The sequence below is a fragment of the Azohydromonas australica DSM 1124 genome (assembly GCF_000430725.1).
GTDB classification, from domain to species: Bacteria; Pseudomonadota; Gammaproteobacteria; order Burkholderiales; family Burkholderiaceae_C; genus Azohydromonas; species Azohydromonas australica.
On sequence record NZ_KE387207.1, the window covers coordinates 219,015 to 236,496 of the forward strand.

General features: G+C 72.3%; 19 protein-coding genes and 1 tRNA gene. 8 read left to right on the forward strand and 12 right to left on the reverse strand.

The features are described 5' to 3' along the window. The first annotated feature begins 15 nt into the window (after positions 1-15). The gene (mutY, locus tag H537_RS0128570) at positions 16-1,095 is read left to right on the forward strand and encodes an A/G-specific adenine glycosylase (protein WP_051243421.1); all 1,080 of its coding nucleotides are present in this window, start codon (positions 16-18) and stop codon (positions 1,093-1,095) included. A gap of 13 nt (positions 1,096-1,108) precedes the next feature. On the opposite strand, the gene H537_RS0128575 is transcribed toward mutY, so the two are convergent. Genes H537_RS0128575 through H537_RS0128590 form a run of 4 tightly spaced genes read right to left on the reverse strand, consistent with a single transcriptional unit; the run spans position 1,109 to position 5,245 of the window. Continuing rightward, positions 1,109-1,783, reverse strand: a complete 675-nt coding sequence (locus H537_RS0128575) for an LON peptidase substrate-binding domain-containing protein (protein ID WP_084151005.1) — start codon at positions 1,781-1,783, stop codon at positions 1,109-1,111. After that, a complete protein-coding gene (rapZ, locus tag H537_RS0128580; protein WP_051243424.1) occupies positions 1,780-2,679 on the reverse strand; it encodes an RNase adapter RapZ in 900 nt (299 codons plus the stop codon). The genes H537_RS0128575 and rapZ overlap by 4 nt, the downstream gene beginning before the upstream one ends. Beyond that, the gene (recN, locus tag H537_RS0128585) at positions 2,676-4,370 is read right to left on the reverse strand and encodes a DNA repair protein RecN (RefSeq protein WP_029000598.1); all 1,695 of its coding nucleotides are present in this window, start codon (positions 4,368-4,370) and stop codon (positions 2,676-2,678) included. Before recN ends, rapZ begins: the two co-directional genes overlap by 4 nt. Next, complete coding sequence (locus tag H537_RS0128590; RefSeq protein ID WP_029000599.1) at positions 4,370-5,245, reverse strand: NAD kinase; 876 nt, start codon at positions 5,243-5,245, stop codon at positions 4,370-4,372. Before H537_RS0128590 ends, recN begins: the two co-directional genes overlap by 1 nt. Before the next feature lie 69 nt (positions 5,246-5,314). On the opposite strand from H537_RS0128590, the gene hrcA reads away from it, so the two are divergent. Then, positions 5,315-6,334: a heat-inducible transcriptional repressor HrcA gene (gene hrcA / locus H537_RS0128595; RefSeq protein WP_029000600.1), complete on the forward strand. Its 1,020-nt coding sequence runs from the start codon at positions 5,315-5,317 to the stop codon at positions 6,332-6,334. Between the two features lie 40 nt (positions 6,335-6,374). Further along, positions 6,375-6,451: transfer RNA gene (locus H537_RS0128600), tRNA-Ile, on the forward strand. Between the two features lie 109 nt (positions 6,452-6,560). Here H537_RS0128600 and H537_RS46045 read toward each other — a convergent pair. Both H537_RS46045 and H537_RS0128610 read right to left on the reverse strand, forming a co-directional pair. Further along, positions 6,561-7,298: a glutathione S-transferase family protein gene (locus H537_RS46045; protein ID WP_051243427.1), complete on the reverse strand. Its 738-nt coding sequence runs from the start codon at positions 7,296-7,298 to the stop codon at positions 6,561-6,563. Between the two features lie 26 nt (positions 7,299-7,324). Beyond that, positions 7,325-7,738 carry a DoxX family protein gene (locus H537_RS0128610; RefSeq protein ID WP_029000601.1) on the reverse strand — a complete coding sequence of 138 codons (414 nt, stop codon included), beginning with the start codon at positions 7,736-7,738 and terminating at the stop codon, positions 7,325-7,327. 139 nt (positions 7,739-7,877) lie between these two features. On the opposite strand from H537_RS0128610, the gene H537_RS0128615 reads away from it, so the two are divergent. Next, positions 7,878-8,762 (forward strand): LysR family transcriptional regulator, encoded by an 885-nt coding sequence (locus tag H537_RS0128615; protein WP_029000602.1) that lies wholly within the window; start codon positions 7,878-7,880, stop codon positions 8,760-8,762. 28 nt (positions 8,763-8,790) lie between these two features. Here H537_RS0128615 and H537_RS49795 read toward each other — a convergent pair whose 3' ends face one another. From H537_RS49795 to H537_RS46060, 3 genes are all read right to left on the reverse strand, one after another. Further along, a complete protein-coding gene (locus H537_RS49795) occupies positions 8,791-11,565 on the reverse strand; it encodes a histidine kinase dimerization/phosphoacceptor domain -containing protein (protein WP_029000603.1) in 2,775 nt (924 codons plus the stop codon). 141 nt (positions 11,566-11,706) lie between these two features. Beyond that, positions 11,707-12,579 carry an ATP-binding response regulator gene (locus H537_RS46055; RefSeq protein WP_051243430.1) on the reverse strand — a complete coding sequence of 291 codons (873 nt, stop codon included), beginning with the start codon at positions 12,577-12,579 and terminating at the stop codon, positions 11,707-11,709. Positions 12,580-12,753: 174 nt separating this feature from the next. After that, positions 12,754-13,272: a DUF4142 domain-containing protein gene (locus H537_RS46060; protein ID WP_051243433.1), complete on the reverse strand. Its 519-nt coding sequence runs from the start codon at positions 13,270-13,272 to the stop codon at positions 12,754-12,756. A 178-nt stretch (positions 13,273-13,450) separates the two neighbouring features. Between H537_RS46060 and H537_RS0128635 the strand changes: the two genes are divergently transcribed. The 3 genes from H537_RS0128635 (at position 13,451) to H537_RS0128645 (ending at position 14,830) form a co-directional block, all read left to right on the forward strand. After that, positions 13,451-13,888 carry a CBS domain-containing protein gene (locus tag H537_RS0128635; RefSeq protein WP_029000604.1) on the forward strand — a complete coding sequence of 146 codons (438 nt, stop codon included), beginning with the start codon at positions 13,451-13,453 and terminating at the stop codon, positions 13,886-13,888. A 67-nt stretch (positions 13,889-13,955) separates the two neighbouring features. Then, positions 13,956-14,471: a host attachment protein gene (locus tag H537_RS46065; protein ID WP_051243436.1), complete on the forward strand. Its 516-nt coding sequence runs from the start codon at positions 13,956-13,958 to the stop codon at positions 14,469-14,471. Then, on the forward strand, positions 14,468-14,830 hold the full coding sequence (locus H537_RS0128645; RefSeq protein ID WP_238446831.1) for a hypothetical protein: 363 nt from the start codon (positions 14,468-14,470) through the stop codon (positions 14,828-14,830). The genes H537_RS46065 and H537_RS0128645 overlap by 4 nt, the downstream gene beginning before the upstream one ends. 46 nt (positions 14,831-14,876) lie before the next feature. Here the strand turns inward: H537_RS0128645 and H537_RS46070 are convergent, their stop codons facing one another. Both H537_RS46070 and H537_RS0128655 read right to left on the reverse strand, forming a co-directional pair. Then, positions 14,877-15,416, reverse strand: a complete 540-nt coding sequence (locus H537_RS46070) for an outer membrane lipoprotein (protein ID WP_238446832.1) — start codon at positions 15,414-15,416, stop codon at positions 14,877-14,879. A 180-nt stretch (positions 15,417-15,596) separates the two neighbouring features. Beyond that, positions 15,597-16,154, reverse strand: a complete 558-nt coding sequence (locus H537_RS0128655; protein ID WP_029000606.1) for an HNH endonuclease — start codon at positions 16,152-16,154, stop codon at positions 15,597-15,599. Between the two features lie 134 nt (positions 16,155-16,288). Here H537_RS0128655 and H537_RS0128660 point away from each other — a divergent pair, with 134 nt between their 5' ends. Then, on the forward strand, positions 16,289-17,050 hold the full coding sequence (locus H537_RS0128660) for an enoyl-CoA hydratase (protein WP_029000607.1): 762 nt from the start codon (positions 16,289-16,291) through the stop codon (positions 17,048-17,050). Between the two features lie 5 nt (positions 17,051-17,055). Here H537_RS0128660 and H537_RS0128665 read toward each other — a convergent pair whose 3' ends face one another. Then, entirely contained in the window at positions 17,056-17,460 is a 405-nt protein-coding gene (locus tag H537_RS0128665; RefSeq protein ID WP_029000608.1) for an acyl-CoA thioesterase, read from the reverse strand. Positions 17,461-17,482: the final 22 nt, after the last annotated feature.

Below are 17,482 nucleotides of genomic sequence, written 5' to 3' on the forward strand. Positions count from 1 at the left end.
TTTCTTCTCTTCCTGATGCGAACCGAGGATTTCACCGGCGGCGAGGCCGCCCCCCTGACGCTGTCCGAGCGCGTCATCGCCTGGCAGCGCACGCATGGACGCCACGGCCTGCCCTGGCAGGGCACTCGCGACCCGTACCGCGTGTGGCTGTCGGAAATCATGCTGCAGCAGACGCAGGTCTCCACCGTGCTCGCGTACTACGAGCGCTTCCTGGCGCGCTTCCCGGACGTGGCCACGCTGGCCGCCGCGCCGCTGGACGACGTGCTGGCGCTGTGGAGCGGCCTGGGCTACTACAGCCGCGCACGCAACCTGCACCGCTGCGCGCAAGCCGTGATGGAGCGGCACGGCGGACGCTTCCCGCCCAGCAGCGAGGCGCTGGCGGCGCTGCCGGGCATCGGCCGCTCCACGGCCGCGGCGATCGCCGCCTTCTGCTTCGGCGAGCGCGCCGCCATCCTGGACGGCAACGTCAAGCGCGTGCTCACGCGCGCGCTGGGCTTCGAGCAGGATCTCTCGCAGGCCAGTGCGGAGCGCGAGCTCTGGGCCCAGGCGACGGCGCTGCTGCCGCGCCAGGGCATCGAGACCTACACGCAGGGCCTGATGGACCTGGGCGCGACCGTGTGCACGCTGCGCCGGCCGAGCTGCCTGCTGTGCCCGCTGCAGCACGGCTGCGTCGGACGCGAGCAGGGCGACCCCACGCGCTACCCCGTCAAGACGCGGCGCCTGACGCGCGGCCGGCGCCGCCACGCGCTGCTGTGGCTGCGCCAGGGCGACCGGCTGTGGCTGACGCAGCGGCCGGACAGCGGCGTGTGGGCCTCGCTGTGGAGCCTGCCGGAGTACGAGAACGTGGACGGGCTGGTGGATCGCCTGTCCGTGCTGCCCGGCGAGGCCGAGCTGCTGCCCGCCGTGGAGCACGCGCTGACGCACTTCGACTGGACGCTGCAGCCCTGGCGCCTGGAGCTGCCGGCCGGCGATGAGTCCGCACGCGCCGCCGCCGAGGCGCTGCTGCCGCCCGGGCGCTGGGTGACGCTGGAAGAGGCGCTCCAGATGGGGCTGCCGGCGCCGGTGCGGCGGCTGCTGGAGCGGGAAGGGGGCTGAGGCCCCGCTGGGCTCAGCCCGTCACCAGCCCCCGCTGGCGCAGCACGTCGTCCACCAGGCGCAGCCGCATCAGCGGGTCGGGCTGCAGCATCAGCTTGTGGCGGGCGCTCAGCGGCAGCGGCAGCAACTCGCACCAGCGGTTGGCGACCCAGCCCGCGTCGTCCAGCCGCGGTGCGCCCTCGCACAGCTGCACGCCCTCGGCGTCCAGCGCCTTGAGCGCCTGGCCCAGCGCGTCGGCCACGCCCTGGAACTCCGCGCCCGGCGGCAGCACCGGGTCGTCGGGCAGGAAGCGCACCTCGGCCGTCCACAGCCCGTCGGCTTCCTGCTTCGGCGTGTCGAAGGTGAAGCGCCGCGTGCCCGTGCAGCGCAGCAGCAGGATGCCCGGCTGCGGCGCGTCCACGTCGTCCACCCGGGCCAGCACGCCGGCGTGCTCGAACTGCTCCGGCGCGGCGCCGGGGCGGCGCACCTCCGTGCCCTCGCGCAGGCACACCACGCCGAAGCCGCCGCCGCTGCGCAGGCACTCGCCTGCCATGTCCAGGTAGCGCGCCTCGAAGATCTTCAAAGGCAGCAGCCCGCCGGGGTAGAGCACCGTCTGCAGCGGGAACAGCGGCAGCGTGGCCGTCTCGGCCGTGGTGAAGGAGGTTGCCGCGCCGCCGGCGGCATTCCCCGGAGCCGGCGCCGCGCTCATGCCGCCGAATCGAGCTCGCGATGGCGGCGCAGCACCGCGCCGTGGCCGGCGAAGCGCTGGGCCAGCGATTCCACCAGGTACACCGAGCGGTGCTGGCCGCCGGTGCAGCCGATGGCCACCGTGAGGTAGCTGCGCTGGTCGTCCTCGAAGGCGGGCAGCCAGCGCCGCAGGAAGGCTTCGATCTGTTCCAGCATGTCGGTGGCCTCCGGTTGCGCGCGCAGGTAGTCGGCCACGGGCGCGTCGCGCCCGCTCAGCGGCCGAAGCTCGCGGATGTAGTACGGGTTGGGCAGCACGCGCACGTCGAACACGAAATCCGCGTCCAGCGGCACGCCATGCTTGAAGGCAAAGGACTCGAACACCAGCGTCAGCGCCCCCGGGCGCGCGCCCACGAGGTCGCGGATCCAGCTGCGCAGCACCGCCGGGCGCAGCTCGCTGGTGTCGATGACGGTGGACACCTCGCGCAGCCCGGCCAGCAGCTCGCGCTCCATCTCGATGGCTTCCACCAGCGCCGGCTGCGCCAGGCCGCTGTCGGCGGCGCGCTTGGTCAGCGGGTGCGGGCGGCGCGTCTCGGAGAAGCGCCGCAGCAGCGCGTTGGTGGTGGCGTCCAGGAACAGCGGGCGCACCAGCACGCCCTCGCTGCGCAGCTGCGGCAGCATCGGCACCAGCCGCGGCAGCGAGCCGGCGGTGCGCACGTCCACGGCGATGGCTACCTGCCGGTCGCGCTCGGCGGACTCCAGCCGCAGGAAGGCGGGCAGCAGCTCCGGCGGCAGGTTGTCCACGCAGAAGTAGCCCGCGTCCTCCAGCGCATGCAGCGCCACGGACTTGCCCGAGCCGGAGATGCCGGTGACGAGCACCACCTCGCGCAGGGGCAGCGCCGAGTGCAGGTCTTCGCTCATCGCGGCTTCGCCCTTTCGCGGGCCGGGGGCACTGCCGCGGCGGCCTCGTCCAGCAAGGCCTGGGCGTGCGCCAGGCTGGTCCCGGCCAGGCGTTCGCCGCCCAGCATGCGCGCCACCTCGGCCACGCGCGCCTCGCCCGCGACGGGCTGCACGTCGCTGAGCGTGACGCCCTTGCGCTCGGCCTTGCTGACCACGAAGTGGTGGTCGGCGCAGGCCGCCACCTGGGCCAGGTGCGTCACGGCCAGCACTTGGCGCTCGCGGCCGAGCTGCTTCATGAGCCGGCCCACGGCATCGCCCACCGCGCCGCCGACGCCGGCGTCGATCTCGTCGAAGATCAGCGTGGCCGCGCCTGCGTTCTGCTCGCGCGCCGTGGTCACGGCGATCGCCAGCGCCAGGCGCGAGAGTTCGCCGCCGGAGGCCACCTTGGCCAGCGGGCGCGGCGAGCTGCCGGCGTGGCCCGCCACGCGCAGCTCCACCGACTCCAGCCCGAAGGCCTGCGGCTGCTCCTGCGGCAGCAGCGCCACCTCGAAGCGGCCGCCGGCCATGCCCAGGGTCTGCATCGCCTGCGTCACGCGCTGGCCGAGCTGCGGCGCAGCGGCGCGGCGCAGCGCGCTCACGCGCTGGGCCTCGGCGCGCCAGGCGTCCAGCGCCTTCTTGACGGCGGCTTCGAGCGCGTCGAGGTCGGTGGCGGCGTCCAGGGCCTTCAATTCGGCACGCCACTGCGCCAGCAGCGCGGGCAGCTCCACGGGCGGGCGCCGGTAGCGCCGCGCCAGCGATACCCAGGCCGACAGCCGCTCGTCGAGTTCCTGCAGCCGCTCGGGCTCCAGCTCGGCGTGGCCGAGGTAGGCGTTGAGGCTGTGAGCGGCGTCGCGCAGCTGCACCTGCGCGGCCTGCAGCACCTCCACCACCGGCTCCAGCCGCGCGTCGAAGCGCGTCACGTCCGACAGCGCGTCGATGGCGCGGGCGGTGAGCGCGTCGGCGCAAGGTTCGGCTTCGGACACCGCGTCCAGCGCCGTGCGTGCCGCCGCCAGCAGCGACTGCGCGTGCGACAGCCGCTCGTGCTCCGCGTTGAGCGGCTCCCACTCGTCCTCGCCGGGCTTGAGCTTGTCGATTTCGCCGATCTGCCACGCCAGCCGCTCGCGCTCGCGCTCCAGGCTGTCCTGGCGGCTGCGCGCGTCCTGCAGCGTCTGCGTCGCCTCGCGCCAGCGCGAGAAGAAGGCGGCGAGCGGGGCGCCGTCCACGCCCGCCTGGGCGTCGAGCAGGCTGCGCACGGCCGCGGCGCGCGTGAGGCTCTGCCAGGCGTGCTGGCCGTGGATGTCGAGCAGGAACTCCGCCGCCTCGCGCAGCTGCGCCACCGTGGCGACGCTGCCGTTGATCCACGCCCGGCTCTTGCCCTGGGCGTCGATGGCGCGGCGCAGCAGCAGCGTGGCGCCCTCGTGGTCGAAGCCGGCTTCCTCCAGCCAGGGCGCCAGCGCCGCGGGCGCGTCGAACTCGGCGGTGATCTCCGCGCGCGAGGCGCCCTCGCGCACCACGCCGGCGTCGCTGCGGCTGCCCAGCGCCAGCTGCAGCGCGTCGATCAGGATGGACTTGCCCGCGCCGGTCTCGCCGGTGAGCACGGAAAAGCCGGCGTCGAAGTCCACCTCCAGCGCGGCCACGATCACGAAGTCGCGCAGCACCAGGCGACGCAGCATCAGACCACTCCCTCGTACCAGCGCAGCTTGCGCCGCAGCGTCGCGTAATAGCTCCAGCCCACCGGGTGCAGGAAGCGCACCTTGTGCGCCGAGCGCTGCATGCGGACCTGGTCGCCGATGTGCAGGCTGGCCAGGCTCTGCATGTCGAAATTGGCCGAGGCGTCGCGCCCGGCGACGATCTCGATGCGCATCTCGCCCTGGTCGGGCAGCACGATGGGGCGGTTCGAGAGCGTGTGCGAGGCGATGGGCACCAGCACCCAGCCGCCGATGCTCGGGTGCAGGATCGGCCCGCCGGCGGAGAGCGCGTAGGCGGTGGAGCCCGTGGGCGTGGCGATGACGAGGCCGTCGGCGCGGATGTTGGCGATGAACTCGTCGCCGATGCGCACGCTGAGCTCCACCATCGAGGCCGTGGCGCCGCGGCTGACCACCACGTCGTTGAGCGACAGGCCCTCGAAGATGCACTCGTCGTTGCGCCAGATGCCGCCTTCGAGCATGGAGCGGTGCTCCTCCTCGTAGTCGCCGGCCATCATGGACGCCAGCGCCTCGCGGAAGTGGCCGATGGGCACGTCGGTGATGAAGCCCAGGCGGCCCTGGTTGATGCCCACCAGCGGCAGGTTGTGGCGGGCCAGCTCGCGCGCGATGCCCAGCATCGTGCCGTCGCCGCCCAGCACCACGGCGACGTCGCAGCAGCCGTTGAATTCGGTGGCGTCGAGGATGGGGTAGCCGGTCAGGCCGGTGCTCTGCGCCGTGTGGCGCTCCAGCGAAACCTGCAGTCCCTGCTTGACCAGGAACTGCGCCACCTCCTCCAGCACGGAGCCGATGCCGTGCGCCTGGTACTTGCCCACTAAAGCGGCATGACGAAAGGGGGTCGGCATGCGGGGGATTACACCACAGCCCCCCTTGCGTGAAGGATGGCGCAGCCTCATCTCCGTAGAATGAAAAGCATGCTCGACGAGCGCGCCCGCACCCTACTCAAGACCTTGGTCGAACGCTACATCGCTGACGGCCAGCCGGTGGGCTCGCGCACGCTGTCCAAGGCGTGCGGGCTGGAGCTGTCTCCAGCCACGATCCGCAACGTGATGGCGGACCTCGAAGACCTCGGCCTCATCGCCAGCCCGCACACCAGCGCCGGGCGCATTCCCACCGCGCGCGGCTACCGGCTCTTCGTGGACACCATGCTCACCGCCCGCGTGCTGGACCCGGGCCTGCCGGAGATGGCGGTGGCGCGCGAGCAGCTGCATCCCGACCAGCCCCAGCGCGTGATCGCGCAGGCGGCGCACCTGCTGTCCAACCTCTCCAGCTTCGTGGGCGTGGTCACCGCGCCGCGCAAGGCGGGCGTGTTCCACCACATCGAGTTCCTGCGCCTCGGTGAGAAGCGGGTGCTGGTGATCCTGGTGTCGCCGGACGGCGACGTGCAGAACCGCGTGATCTTCACCGCGCGCGACTACGGCCAGAACGAGCTGGTGGAGGCCACCAACTACCTGAACCACCACTACGCCGGGCTGAGCATCGAGGAGGTGCGCCAGCGGCTGCAAGGCGAGGTGAAGGAACTGCAGGGCGAGATCGCCGCGCTGATGCAGGCTGCGGTGCAGGCCGGCAGCCAGGCGATGGAGGAGAGCGACCCGGTGGTGGTCAGCGGCGAACGCAACCTGCTGGCGGTGCAGGACTTCGGCCACGACATGGGCTCGCTGCGCAAGCTCTTCGACCTGTTCGAGCGCAAGACCGAGCTGATGCGGCTGCTGGACGTCTCCAGCCGTGCCGAGGGCGTGCGCATCTACATCGGCGGCGAGAGCCGCGTGGTGCCCTTCGAGGAGCTGTCGGTGGTCTCCGCGCCCTACGAGGTGGACGGCAAGATGGTGGGCACGCTGGGCGTGATCGGCCCCACCCGCATGGCCTACGACCGCATGATCCAGATCGTGGACATCACGGCGCGGCTGGTCGGCAACGCGCTGAGCCAGAAGTAACGGCCTGTCGCGCCTCTACAATGCCGGCCGCGACACACGTGGGCCGCTAGCTCAGTCGGTTAGAGCAGAGGACTCATAATCCTTTGGTCCGGGGTTCGAGCCCCCGGCGGCCTACCAACCCCACAAGAAAGAAGCTGCGGGCGCCAGCCGCCCAGCAGTTCCTCTTCAAGCTTTTCCCTTTCAGCGCACTTCGGTCCTTCCCTGGGCTGGACGGCGGGCGTTTGCTTCACCGTGACGCCGTCCGCATGGACTGTTGACGGCCGGCCCCGGCGCCATCGCCTGGCAGCTGTTGGCCCAGCGCCGACCCGCGCGCCCTTAAAAACTCGCGCAACAGCGCCGGGTACTCCGCCCGCACCGCCTGCCGCACCGACGCCCGTCCCGCCAGCGCCCCACGCCAAGCTGCCACCCGCGGCAGCCCGGCCAGCACGCCGAAGTCTCCGATGTCGTCGAACACGTCGAAGTACCGGAACACCGGTCCGAACACCGCGTCCACCAGCCCGAAATCCGGTCCGGCGAACCACGGTCCGTCGCTCAGCGCGGCTTCCACCTGCTGAAAACGGGCCCGCAGGTCCGCAGCACGGGCCGCCAGTGCCGCCTCGTCCGGCGCGTTGTAGAAGGCGCCGATGGCGCCCAGCACGGCCGAACCGAACTCCATCCACGCCCGGTGCCGGGCGCGCTGCAGTGCGTCGCGTGGGTGAAGCGGTGGTTGCAGCGTCTCGTCCAGGTATTCGCAGATCACGGCCGATTCAAAGATCGCCTCGCCGCCGGCCAGCAGTACCGGCGTCTTGCCCAGCGGCGAGACGTCCAGGAACCACGCCGGCTTGCACGCCAAGTCCACGTCGCGGCGCTCGAAGGGCACGCCCTTTTCCAGCAGCACGATGGCGGCGCGCTGCACGTACGGGCACAGCGGGTGGCTGACCAGCACCAGCGGAGAAGCATTCGGGGTCAGGGACTGTCGTTCCATGGCGGTCTCCAGGGGGTGGATAAGGGTCAGAAAGTCGGCACCAGGCGCGGGCTGCGCCGCAGCGCCCACGCCCCATCCCCCAGCAGCCACTGCACGACAGACGCGACCGCCAGGAACAGCGGGTACTCCCAGCCGCCGCCCGGGCTGGTGAACACCCAGCCGTTGCCCAGGTGCACCGACATCGCCGCCAGCATCACCGGCACCAGCGCCAGCGCGGCCTGACGCGCGTACAGGCCCAGCACCAGCATCAGCCCGCCCAGCAGCTCCACGGCGAACACCGGGTAGGCCAGGAAGCCGGGGAAGCCCACGCTGTCGAAGAACTGCGCCGTGCCCGGCAGCGTGAACACCAGCAGCTTCAGCAACGCGTGCGCGATCCACATCGCGCCCAGGCTCACGCGCAGCAGCGTGGCGCCCCAGTCGGCCGATGTGGCGGCGTTCAGGCCATCGCGGACCCGGGCCGCGCGTTGGGAAGGAGAGGAGAGGTTGGTCGTTGCGCTCATGGCGGCACTCCGGTGCGAGGGAAGGTGGCGCCAATCTAGGATTGCAGCCGCGCCATGGAAATTGGCGCTGGAGCAAGGCATGACTGCACGAACGCAATACCGCCTGGGCGCGGACGACCTGGAGTTCATCCTGGCGCTGGTGCGCGCGGGCAGCTTCAACGGCGCGGCCGAGCGCCTGGGCGTGGACGCCTCCACCGCCTTCCGCGCCCTGCAGCGCATCGAGCGCGGGCTCGGCCAGCCGCTGTTCGAGCGCTCGCGCACCGGCTGCGCGCCGCTGGAGCTGGCGCGCGCGCTGGCGGCGCAAGCCGAGGCCGTGGAAGCCGCGCTGGAGGCAGCGCGCTCGGCGGCGCAGCAGCAGCCCCAGGACGTGACGGGCACGGTGCGCCTCACCACCACCGACACCATCCTGCACGGCCTGGTCGCGCCCGCGCTGCGCATGCTGCATGCGAGCCACCCGCGGCTGGAGTACGAGCTGCACACCGGCAACGAGCTGGCGAGCCTGACCCGGCGCGACGCCGACATCGCCGTGCGCGCCACCCAGCGCCCGCCGCAGCACCTGGTGGGCCGCCACGTCGGGCCGATCCGCGTGGCGCTGTACGCCGCGAAGGACTCGTCGCTGCACGGCTGGGCCGAGGTGGAGGCGGGCAGTGCGGCGTGGATCGCCCCGGACGACGCGCTGCCCGAGCACCCCACGGTGCTGTGGCGCCGCCGCCGGCTGCCGAAGGTGGTGCCGGCCTACCGCGTCAACAGCATCCTGACCGTGATGGAACTCGTCGCCCTGGGCCTGGGCGTGGGGCTGCTGCCGGTGTTCCTGGCCCGCGGACGACCGGACCTGCGCGTGCTCGGCGAGGTGATCGACGAGTGCCAGACCGAGTTGTGGCTGCTGGCGCACCCGGAGTCGCGGCACCTGCGCCGGGTGTCGACGGTGTACGCGCACCTGGCGCAGGCGCTGGTGCTGGAGTGAAGCGGGGCCGGCGGCGCCGGCCGCTGCCTCACGCCGCCACCGCCTCCGGCACCTCCTTGCGGATCGGCGAGCGGATGCTGCAGCGCGTGCCGCCGCCCGGGGCGCTGCCGAAGGCCACCGTGGCGCCGATCTGGCGCGACAGCGTCTGCACCAGCCGCATGCCCAGGCCGCGGCTGCGCGCCGGCTCGAAGCCCGCGGGCAGGCCCGGGCCGTTGTCGCTGATCACCAGCAGCAGGCCCTGGTCGCCGTTGTCGGGCTCCAGCTCGATGCCCAGCACGCCGTCGCTGCGCTGCGCCAGCGCGTACTTCAGCGCGTTGGTGATCAGCTCCGTCACGATCAGCCCCAGCGGGATCGCCGTGGCCAGCGGCAGCCGCAGCGGCTTGACCCGGTACTCCACCCGCACCAGGCGTTCGCTGCCGAAGGACTGCATCAGCTGCGCGCCCAGGCTGCGCAGGTAGTCGGCGAAGTCCAGCGACGACAGCGTGCCGTGCTGGTACAGCCGCTGGTGCACCAGCGCCATGGCGCGCACGCGGTTCTCGGTCTCGGCGAAGGCCACCTGCACCGCCGGGTCGGCGAGCTGGCGGCGCTGCAGCTGCAGCAGGCTGGTGACGATCTGCAGGTTGTTCTTCACCCGGTGGTGCACCTCCTGCAGCAGCGACTCCTTCTCGGCCAGCGAGGTCTTCACCGCCTCCTCGTCGTGGCGGCGCTCGGTCACGTCCACCACCACGCCGGTGATGCGCCCGGGCTCGCCGCGGGGGCCGAAGCTGCGCTGGGAGCGCTCCAGCAGCCAGCGCCAGCCGCCGTCGGCCGCGCGGAAGCGGTACTCGGCCCGGTACGAGGGCTGCTGCGGGCTCAGCGACTCCATGGCCGCCGCCAGCGCCGCGCGGTCCTGCTCGTGCACGCGGCGCAAGAAGGGTTTCACCAGGTGCTGCTCCTCGGCCGTCAGGCCCAGCTGCGTCTGCAGCGTGCCGATGCGCAGCATCACGCCGGTGACCGGGTCGAGCTCGAAAGCGTCCATGCCGCCGGCGTCCAGCGCCAGCCGCAGCCGCTCCTCGCTCATGCGAAGCGCCTGCTCCGCGCGCTTGCGCTCGGTGATGTCGATGACGGTGCCGATGTGGATCTCGCGCCCGGCCTCGTCCTCGGCGCGGTGGGCGTCCAGCAGCGCCTCGAAGGTCGTGCCGTCGCGCCGCCGCGCCGTGAAGTCCACGCGGCAGGTGCCGCGCACGTGCAGCTCGGCGCCGATGCGCGCCGTCAGCCCCGGGTCCACGCAGTGCGGCGCTATCGGGGTGCCGATGAGCTGCTGCGGGCCGTCGTAGCCCCACAGGTGCGCATAGGCGTCGTTGACGAAGGTGAACACGCCGCGCGTGTCCACGATGCTGAAGCCGGTGAGCGAGTGCTGGATCGCGCCGGCCAGCATCTGCGCCTCGGCCGTGCGCTCGGCCACCCGGCGCTCCAGCTCGTGCAGCTGCATGCGCACGGCGATGCCGGCCAGCACCGACTGCGCGATGCGCTGCAGCGTGGCGCGGTCCTGCGCGCTCCACTGGCGCGGCGCGTGGTCGATGACGCAGAAGCTGCCCAGCACCTGCCCGTCGGGCGTGGCCAGCGGCACGCCCAGGTAGGCCACCGCGCCCAGCGTCGTCACGGCGGGGCTGTCGCGCAGCGGGCTCTCGGCGCGCGCGTCGCTCACCTCCAGCGGCTGCCCGCTGGTGACCACCTGGGGGCAGAAGGTGTAGCTCAGCGGCGCGCGCCGCGCGCTGGCCCAGGGCTCGGGCAGGCCGTGCGCGCTCTTGAAGAACAGGCGCTGCGCATCCACCAGGCTGATCAGGCACACCGGCACCTGCAGCGAGTACGCCGCCAGCCGCGTGAAGCGGTCGAAGCTCTCCTCGGGCGCCGAGTCCAGCAGCCCCGTGCGGCGCAGCGCGGCCAGCCGCGCGGGGTCGTCCAGCGGCGCGGAGCCCGCCGGCGCCGGGCGCGTTCCGGCGCCGCTGCTGATCCACTGCCACAGCGCGTCGTTGAGCTCGGAGAGGTGGTCCGCCTGCGCCTGCAGCGCGTCGTTGGCCGCGTGCAGCGAGGCCTGCGCCTGCTGCAACCTCAGCATCGCCTGCGACTCGGCGCTGCGCGCCCGCGCCAGGCGCTCGACGCTGCCGCGCAGCTGCCCCACGTTGCGCTGCAGCGTCAGCCCGGCCCAGGCCATCAGCCCCAGCGACACCAGGCTGCCCAGCAGCGTGACGCTGGTGTTGAGGTTGGTCGCGCGCTGCGACTCCTTCTCGTACTGCGCCAGCAGCTGCAGCTCCGCGGCGTCGATCTCGGCCAGCAGGGCGTCCATCACGTTGACCATGGAGCGGCTGGACCCGGCGACCACCTGCTGGCGCGCCGCCTCCAACCCCTGGCGGGAGGCGAGATCCAGGATGTCGGCCACGAAGCGCAGGTACTCCTGCAGCAGCGGGGCCAGGCGCTGCAGCCGCTGCTGCTGCGCCGCGCTGTCGGCGCTGAGAACCTGCAGCCGGCGCAGGCGCTCGGGCAGGCGCAGCTGCGCGCTGCGGTAGGGATCGAGCCAGTCGTCCTGCCCGCTGATGACGAAACCGCGCACGGCGCGCGAGAGGTCCTTGAGGTCGGTGCCGAAGGCGGCGATCTCCAGCCGCATGTCCAGCGTGTGGCGGCGCAGGTCGGATGCGTCGGCGGCGCGCCGCTGCGTCCACAGCGCCATGGCCGCCACCGCCAGCAGCAGCAGCAGCGCGACGGCGATGGCGCGCGGAAACGGCAGGCGCTCGTTGGCGGAGGAAGGGGCAGGCTGGTCTTGCATGGCGCACCGCTTCCGGGCTTCAGGCCCGCAGCGAGGAACGGTCTTTCACCGCGCCGCGCCGCACAGGCCGGCACCCGGTGGGCGGATGGCAGGATCGCGGTGGCGCGGCCTCGCCGTGCGGCGACGCCGGCCGGCGCGCGCTCACGTCGCCTGGGCCAGCGGTGGCACGTCGCGCGGCGTGGCGGCGGGCACCTCGGCCGCGTTGGCTGCCGGTGGCCGGTGCTGGCCCGCGGCATCGAGCCCTTCGCGCGCCAGCCGGTCGGTGGCGTCGCGCAGCACCAGCACCGCACCCATGCGCAGCCCGTACTCGCCGTCCACCGGCGAGGCGGACTCGTCCACCACCACCGTCGTGCGCGCGCTGTTGCGCCGCAGCAGCCGCCGCCCGTGGCGCACGCCGACGCTGCGGTTCTCGGCCAGCGCCCTGAGCGCGGCCGGCGGGTCGTTGTCGCCGGGGGCGTAGCGCACCACCTCCACCAGGCGCCGGCCCACGGCCTCTTCCGCGCTCCAGCCGGTGAGCGCCTCGGCGGCAGGGTTGAGGTAGCGCAGCGTGGCGTCGGGGTTGACCACGATCACGCCGTCCTGCACGCAGCGCAGCGTGGCGGAGAACCAGCGCTCGGACTCGCGCAGCTGCCGCTCCAGCGCGGCGCGCGACAGCGCCATCTCGATGGCCGCGCGCAGCGCCCGGCCTTCGAAGGGCTTGGTCAGGAACCCGCAGGGCGAGGTGCGCGCCGCGTGCGCCACCGTCTCCTCGTCGCTGTGCGAGGTCAGGAACACCACCGGCAGCCCGCTGACCCGGCCCAGCCGCGCCGCGGTCTCGATGCCGTCGATGGGGCCCTGGATGCGGATGTCCATCAACACCAGGTCGGGCCGCTCCTGCGCGGCCAGCGCCAGCGCCTGCGGACCGCTCTCGGCCGGGCCCAGCACGCGGTAGCCCATGTCTTCCAGTTGCAGCTGGAGATCCAGTGCGATCACCGCCTCGTCTTCAACGATCAGGATCGAGTACGGCGAGTCCATCCTTTTCCCCCACTTCTGTGTTGCTTTTTTCACGCCCATGGAATTTTCCATGATATGGAACCACTTGAACTGGGGATTGAGTTAGTGCAAGCCTTTAGTTGTCAGCGCGGCGGGGTTGTGCTTGTGACGGGGTCCGCGGCGGCACGGGGCCGGTGCCGCCGCGGTGGGCTGGAGTTACTTGCCCAGTGAGCTGCGCAGCTCCTGGGACATCTTCAGGTGCTCCTCCAGCGCCGGGACGGTCTTGGCAGCGAAGGCCTTGACGTCCGGGTCCTTGGCGCCCGAGGCAGCCTTCTGGAACATCTTGAGCGTGTCCTGGTGGGCCTTGACGCCCATCTCGTCGGCGTACTGGCGGTCGAAGCGCGCGCCGTCGAGCGTGCCCATCGCCTTGGCCTTGCTCTTCTGCACCGCCGAGGGCTCGGTAGGCAGCTTGACGCCCTTGCTGGTGGCCAGCGCGGCGAGTTCCTCGTTGGTCTTGGTGTGGTCGTCGACCATCTTCTGGGCGAAGGTCTTGACCTTGTCGTTGCCGCTCTTGCTCAGCGCCAGCTTGGAGGCCTCGACCTCGGCATGGCCGTTCTGCGCCGCCTGCTCCATGAAGTTGCGGTCGCTGCGCACCATGCCGTCGGCCGCGGGGGCCAGGGTGGTGAACAGGGCCATGGCGCAGCCGGCCAGGGCGGTGGACATCAGACGCTTCATCGTTTGCTCCTTGTCGTCGGGAACCCGTGCCGCGGAAAGGGTGCCGCGGCATGCGTTGCCGGTCAGCAAGCGCCAATCCCGCAAGGGACCGGGAGCATGACGGGGCCGCCAGGGATTCGGCCCAAGCTGGGCACCGCGCTTGCCGCCGTCCTACGGGGAAACCCAAGGAGTTGGCGAGATGGACCAGGTAGCCGATGTGATGACGCGCGACGTGCGCGTCGTGACCCCCGACGACACCGTGCAGCGCGCGGCGCAGTTGATGGACGAGCTCAACGTGGGCGTGGTGCCGGTGTGCGAGGGCGCCAAGCTCGTGGGCATGCTCACCGACCGCGACATCACGGTGCGCGGCGTCGCGGCGGGCAAGGACGCCGCGTCCACGCCGGTGAGCGAAGTCATGAGCGGCAGCGTGCGCTGCTGCTTCGAGGACCAACCGCTGGAGGACGTGCTCGACGAGATGCGCGACACGCAGATCCGGCGCATGCCGGTGGTGGACCGCCAGCAGCAGCTCGTGGGCATCGTCTCGCTGGGCGACCTGGCCGACCGCGGCAGCGACGAGGCCAGCGTCGGCGAGGCGCTCAAGGACATCTCCACGCCCGCGGCGCCCGACCGCGGCTGAACCCGCGCCGCGGCACGCGCTTTCTGGCGTCCGTTGCCGCGGCATCATCTACCAAGGAGAACGAACGATGACGACGACGTGGATCGTGTTGGCCGACGAAGGCCGTGCCCGCATCCTGGCGCAGCCGCAGCGCGGCGCGGAGCTGCAGGAAGTGGAGGAGCTCACCGACGCGGCGGCGCATGCCGACGAGGCCGACCTGCAGCGCGACGCGCACGGCCGCCGCGCGCACGGCGGCACCGGGCAGGTCAGCAGCGTTACCACCTCCGCCGGCGCCGACAAGCTGGAGCAGGAGGCCGACCTGTTCGCGCGCCGCGTGGCGGAGTTCCTGTCGCAGGCGCTGCAGAAGCAGCGCTTCGGCGCGCTGCACATCGCCGCGGCGCCGCGCTTCCTGGGGCGGTTGCGCCAGCACCTGAGCCCGCAGGTGCAGCAGGCCGTGGCGCAGGAACTCGACAAGGACCTGCTGCAGCTCAACGGCCGCGACCTGGCGCAGCGCCTCTTCGGCGAGGAGCCCCGGTACGAGAGCAGCGGCGGGCGCAACGGCGGCCATCCGGGCACGGACGCCGCCACCGGGCGCGGCGCATGAGCCCGCCGGTGGACAACGGCGACCGCGTGACGGGAATGGACGGCGCGGACGGCTCGGATGCGGCGTCCTCGCTGGGGCTGCTCGGTGCTAGCGTGAGGCACGGATCGAGGAGCCTTCCTATGCAGAAACCGGCGAAGTTCCTGGTGCTGATCGACGCGGGCGGCGCGATGGTGGCGCGGCTGTTCGACGAAGGGCGCGTGCAGGTGGCGGAGTTCGACGCCGCCAGCGAGGAGGTGGCGGTGATGACCAGCGGCCTGGTGCCCGGGCAGGGCGCCGACGCCACCGACTGGGACCGGCCGCTGCAGGGCCACAACCGCCAGGAGCGCCGCGAGGCGCAGGTCTACACGCTGGACGTGTAGGCGCGCGCGCCGCGGGCGCCGCTGCCGTGGCTGCTGGTCCGGCCGCTTACTGCGGGCGCCCGCCGGGCGTGTAGACCGGCGCGGGCTGCGTGGCGGTCGTGGGTGCCAGCGTGGCCGGGGGCATGCCGGCGGGGTTGCGCACCACGCGGGTCTTGCCGCCGGTGGTGACCAGCACCACCGCCTCCCCGGGCACGAAGCTCTCGTTGCCCTTGGCCTGGACGATGGCGCGGCGCTCGCCGTTGCGCAGTTGCACCAGGATTTCCATCGCGTTCTCGCGCGTGGTGGCGCGCTCGATGGCGTGGCCGGCCAGCGCGCCGGCCACCGCGCCCACCACCCCTATGGCCACCTGCTCGCGCCCGCTGCTGCGGGTCGAGCCGGCGATGCCGCCGATCACGCCGCCGGTGGCGGCGCCGGCGCCGCTCTGGCTGCCTTCGACGATCACGTCGCGCGTGCTCAGCACGGTGGCGTCCTGCACCTGCGACAGGCGCTGCGCGTCGCCGCGCTGGATCACGTCCGGGCTGGTGGTGGTGCAGGCGGCCAGTGCGGCGGCGAGCGCCAGCGTGGCCAGGGTCTTGAGTTGTTTCATTGAGTTCTTCCCTTGAGCTTCCGAGGCAACGGCTGCCGCGGTCGCGGGGTTGACGCGTACACGAAACTGGCAGGCGTGGAAAAGGGCGGCGAGCTTAGGGCAGCGACGTTGCTGTGGCGTGAAGCCGCAGCGGCAGGGTGGGGCGTCGGGCCGGGTGCGGCCGGGGCGCGTGCGGGCGATTCAGCCGTGCAGGCGGCTCGAGCGCGGCACGCTGGCGAGCAGGAACTCCATCTGGTCGGCCAGGATGCGGCGCCCGCGCAGGATCATGTCCTCATGCAGGCTGGGCACGTAGGGCAGGTAGATCAGGCTCATGCGCGCTTCCTCGGGCAGCCGGTTGCCCTTGCGGCCGTTGCAGGAGCGGCAGGCCGTGACGCAGTTGAGCCAGGTGTCGCGCCCGCCGCGCGAGGTGGGCACCACGTGCTCGCGCGTGAGCTCTTCGGACGGGTGGTCGTGGCCGCAGTAGGCGCAGATGTGGCGGTCGCGGGCGAACAGCTTGGTGTTGCTCAGCGCCGGCGTCTGGCGCCAGGCCCGGCTGGGAATGGCGCCGCGCACGGCGATGATCGAGTGCACCTCGATACGAGAAACGCGCCCGGTGGCGCGCTGGATGCCGCCCCGCAGCACGGCACAGGGGTCGCCCAGGGTCCACGCGACGCCGTCGGTGGCATAGATCACGGCCGCCTCGCGGGCGCTGATCCAGGCTTGCGGTCGTCCAGACACGTCGAGTTGCAGCACGTCCACGTCAGTTCTCCCGCAACTAGCGTAATCCATTGCGCATGGACACATCAACAGGGGATGTCTTTCCCCCATGAGGGGCGTTGCGCGGCGCTGTTATCGTGGCCCGTTCATTTCACTGCCTGCCTCTCAAGCAACCCATGAGCATCCGTACCGCCAACGTCGATGGCGTCGCCACGCTGGAAATCGCCCGTCCCGAGAAGAAGAACGCGCTGACGCAGGCGATGTACGCCGAGCTGGCGCAGGCGATGCGTGCCGCGCAGGCCGATGCGGCCGTGCGCGCGGTGCTGATCACCGGCCAGCCCGGCATCTTCACTTCCGGCAACGACCTGGAGGACTTCCTGCAGCACCCGCCCGGCGCCGAGGACGCGCCGGTGTTCGCCTTCATGGAGTCGGTGCTGGCACTGGACAAGCCGCTGGTGGCTGCCGTCACGGGCGCGGCCATCGGCATCGGCTGCACGCTGCTGCTGCACTGCGACCTGGTGGTGGTCTCCGACGAGGCCCGGCTGGCGCTGCCCTTCGTCAGCCTGGGGCTGGTGCCCGAGTTCGGCTCCAGCCTGCTGCTGGCGCAGCGCGTGGGCCAGGCGCGCGCGGCGCAGAAGCTGCTGCTGGGCGACCCCTTCACCGGCGCCGAGGCGCTGGAGCTGGGCCTGGCCAACGCGGTGCTGCCGCCCGACGAGGTGCTGCCGCAGGCGCGGCGCCTGGCCGCGCGCTTCACGCAGCTGCCGCCGGAGGCCGTGCGCGCGACCAAGACACTGATGCGCGCCCCGGTGCTGCCCGCGCTGCGCCAGGCGCTGCAGGCCGAGCGCGAGGTGTTCGTGCAGCGCCTGCGCAGCCCGGAGGCACGCGAGGCCTTCCAGGCCTTCTTCGAGAAGCGGCGGCCGGATTTCTCGAAGTTCTGACCGGCTCAGCCCGGCGGCAGCGGGCGCGGGCGGCCCTGCTCGTCCACGGCGACGTAGGTCAGCACGGCCTCGGTGACCTTGAGCACCGAGGCGGCGTCATGCAGGGGCTGCGAGTACACGGCCACGTCCACCGTCATCGAGCTGCGCCCGACGTGGATGATCTCGGCGTAGAAGCTCAGCAGGTCGCCCACGCGCACGGGCTGCTTGAAGACGAACTCCTTGACGGCGATCGTGGCGATGCGGCCCTGGGCGCGCCGCGCGGGCAGCACGGCACCGGCCAGATCGACCTGAGCCATCACCCAGCCGCCGAAGACGTCGCCGCTGGCGTTGACGTCGGACGGCATGGGAATGACGCGCAGCACCAGCTCCTTGTCGGTAGGCAGTACGGCAGGGGATTCGGAGAGGGGCATGATGGCAAGGGTTGTCACTGAT

What these genes read in the sequence shown, in the direction of transcription:
- mutY (WP_051243421.1), top strand. Translation starts at nt 16, where the DNA reads ATGCGAACCGAGGATTTCACCGGCGGCGAGGCCGCCCCCCTGACGCTG.
- H537_RS0128575 (WP_084151005.1), bottom strand. Translation starts at nt 1,783, where the DNA reads ATGAGCGCGGCGCCGGCTCCGGGGAATGCCGCCGGCGGCGCGGCAACC.
- rapZ (WP_051243424.1), bottom strand. Translation starts at nt 2,679, where the DNA reads ATGAGCGAAGACCTGCACTCGGCGCTGCCCCTGCGCGAGGTGGTGCTC.
- recN (WP_029000598.1), bottom strand. Translation starts at nt 4,370, where the DNA reads ATGCTGCGTCGCCTGGTGCTGCGCGACTTCGTGATCGTGGCCGCGCTG.
- H537_RS0128590 (WP_029000599.1), bottom strand. Translation starts at nt 5,245, where the DNA reads ATGCCGACCCCCTTTCGTCATGCCGCTTTAGTGGGCAAGTACCAGGCG.
- hrcA (WP_029000600.1), top strand. Translation starts at nt 5,315, where the DNA reads ATGCTCGACGAGCGCGCCCGCACCCTACTCAAGACCTTGGTCGAACGC.
- H537_RS46045 (WP_051243427.1), bottom strand. Translation starts at nt 7,298, where the DNA reads ATGGAACGACAGTCCCTGACCCCGAATGCTTCTCCGCTGGTGCTGGTC.
- H537_RS0128615 (WP_029000602.1), top strand. Translation starts at nt 7,878, where the DNA reads ATGACTGCACGAACGCAATACCGCCTGGGCGCGGACGACCTGGAGTTC.
- H537_RS49795 (WP_029000603.1), bottom strand. Translation starts at nt 11,565, where the DNA reads ATGCAAGACCAGCCTGCCCCTTCCTCCGCCAACGAGCGCCTGCCGTTT.
- H537_RS46055 (WP_051243430.1), bottom strand. Translation starts at nt 12,579, where the DNA reads ATGGACTCGCCGTACTCGATCCTGATCGTTGAAGACGAGGCGGTGATC.
- H537_RS46060 (WP_051243433.1), bottom strand. Translation starts at nt 13,272, where the DNA reads ATGAAGCGTCTGATGTCCACCGCCCTGGCCGGCTGCGCCATGGCCCTG.
- H537_RS0128635 (WP_029000604.1), top strand. Translation starts at nt 13,451, where the DNA reads ATGGACCAGGTAGCCGATGTGATGACGCGCGACGTGCGCGTCGTGACC.
- H537_RS46065 (WP_051243436.1), top strand. Translation starts at nt 13,956, where the DNA reads ATGACGACGACGTGGATCGTGTTGGCCGACGAAGGCCGTGCCCGCATC.
- H537_RS0128645 (WP_238446831.1), top strand. Translation starts at nt 14,468, where the DNA reads ATGAGCCCGCCGGTGGACAACGGCGACCGCGTGACGGGAATGGACGGC.
- H537_RS46070 (WP_238446832.1), bottom strand. Translation starts at nt 15,416, where the DNA reads ATGAAACAACTCAAGACCCTGGCCACGCTGGCGCTCGCCGCCGCACTG.
- H537_RS0128660 (WP_029000607.1), top strand. Translation starts at nt 16,289, where the DNA reads ATGAGCATCCGTACCGCCAACGTCGATGGCGTCGCCACGCTGGAAATC.
- H537_RS0128665 (WP_029000608.1), bottom strand. Translation starts at nt 17,460, where the DNA reads ATGCCCCTCTCCGAATCCCCTGCCGTACTGCCTACCGACAAGGAGCTG.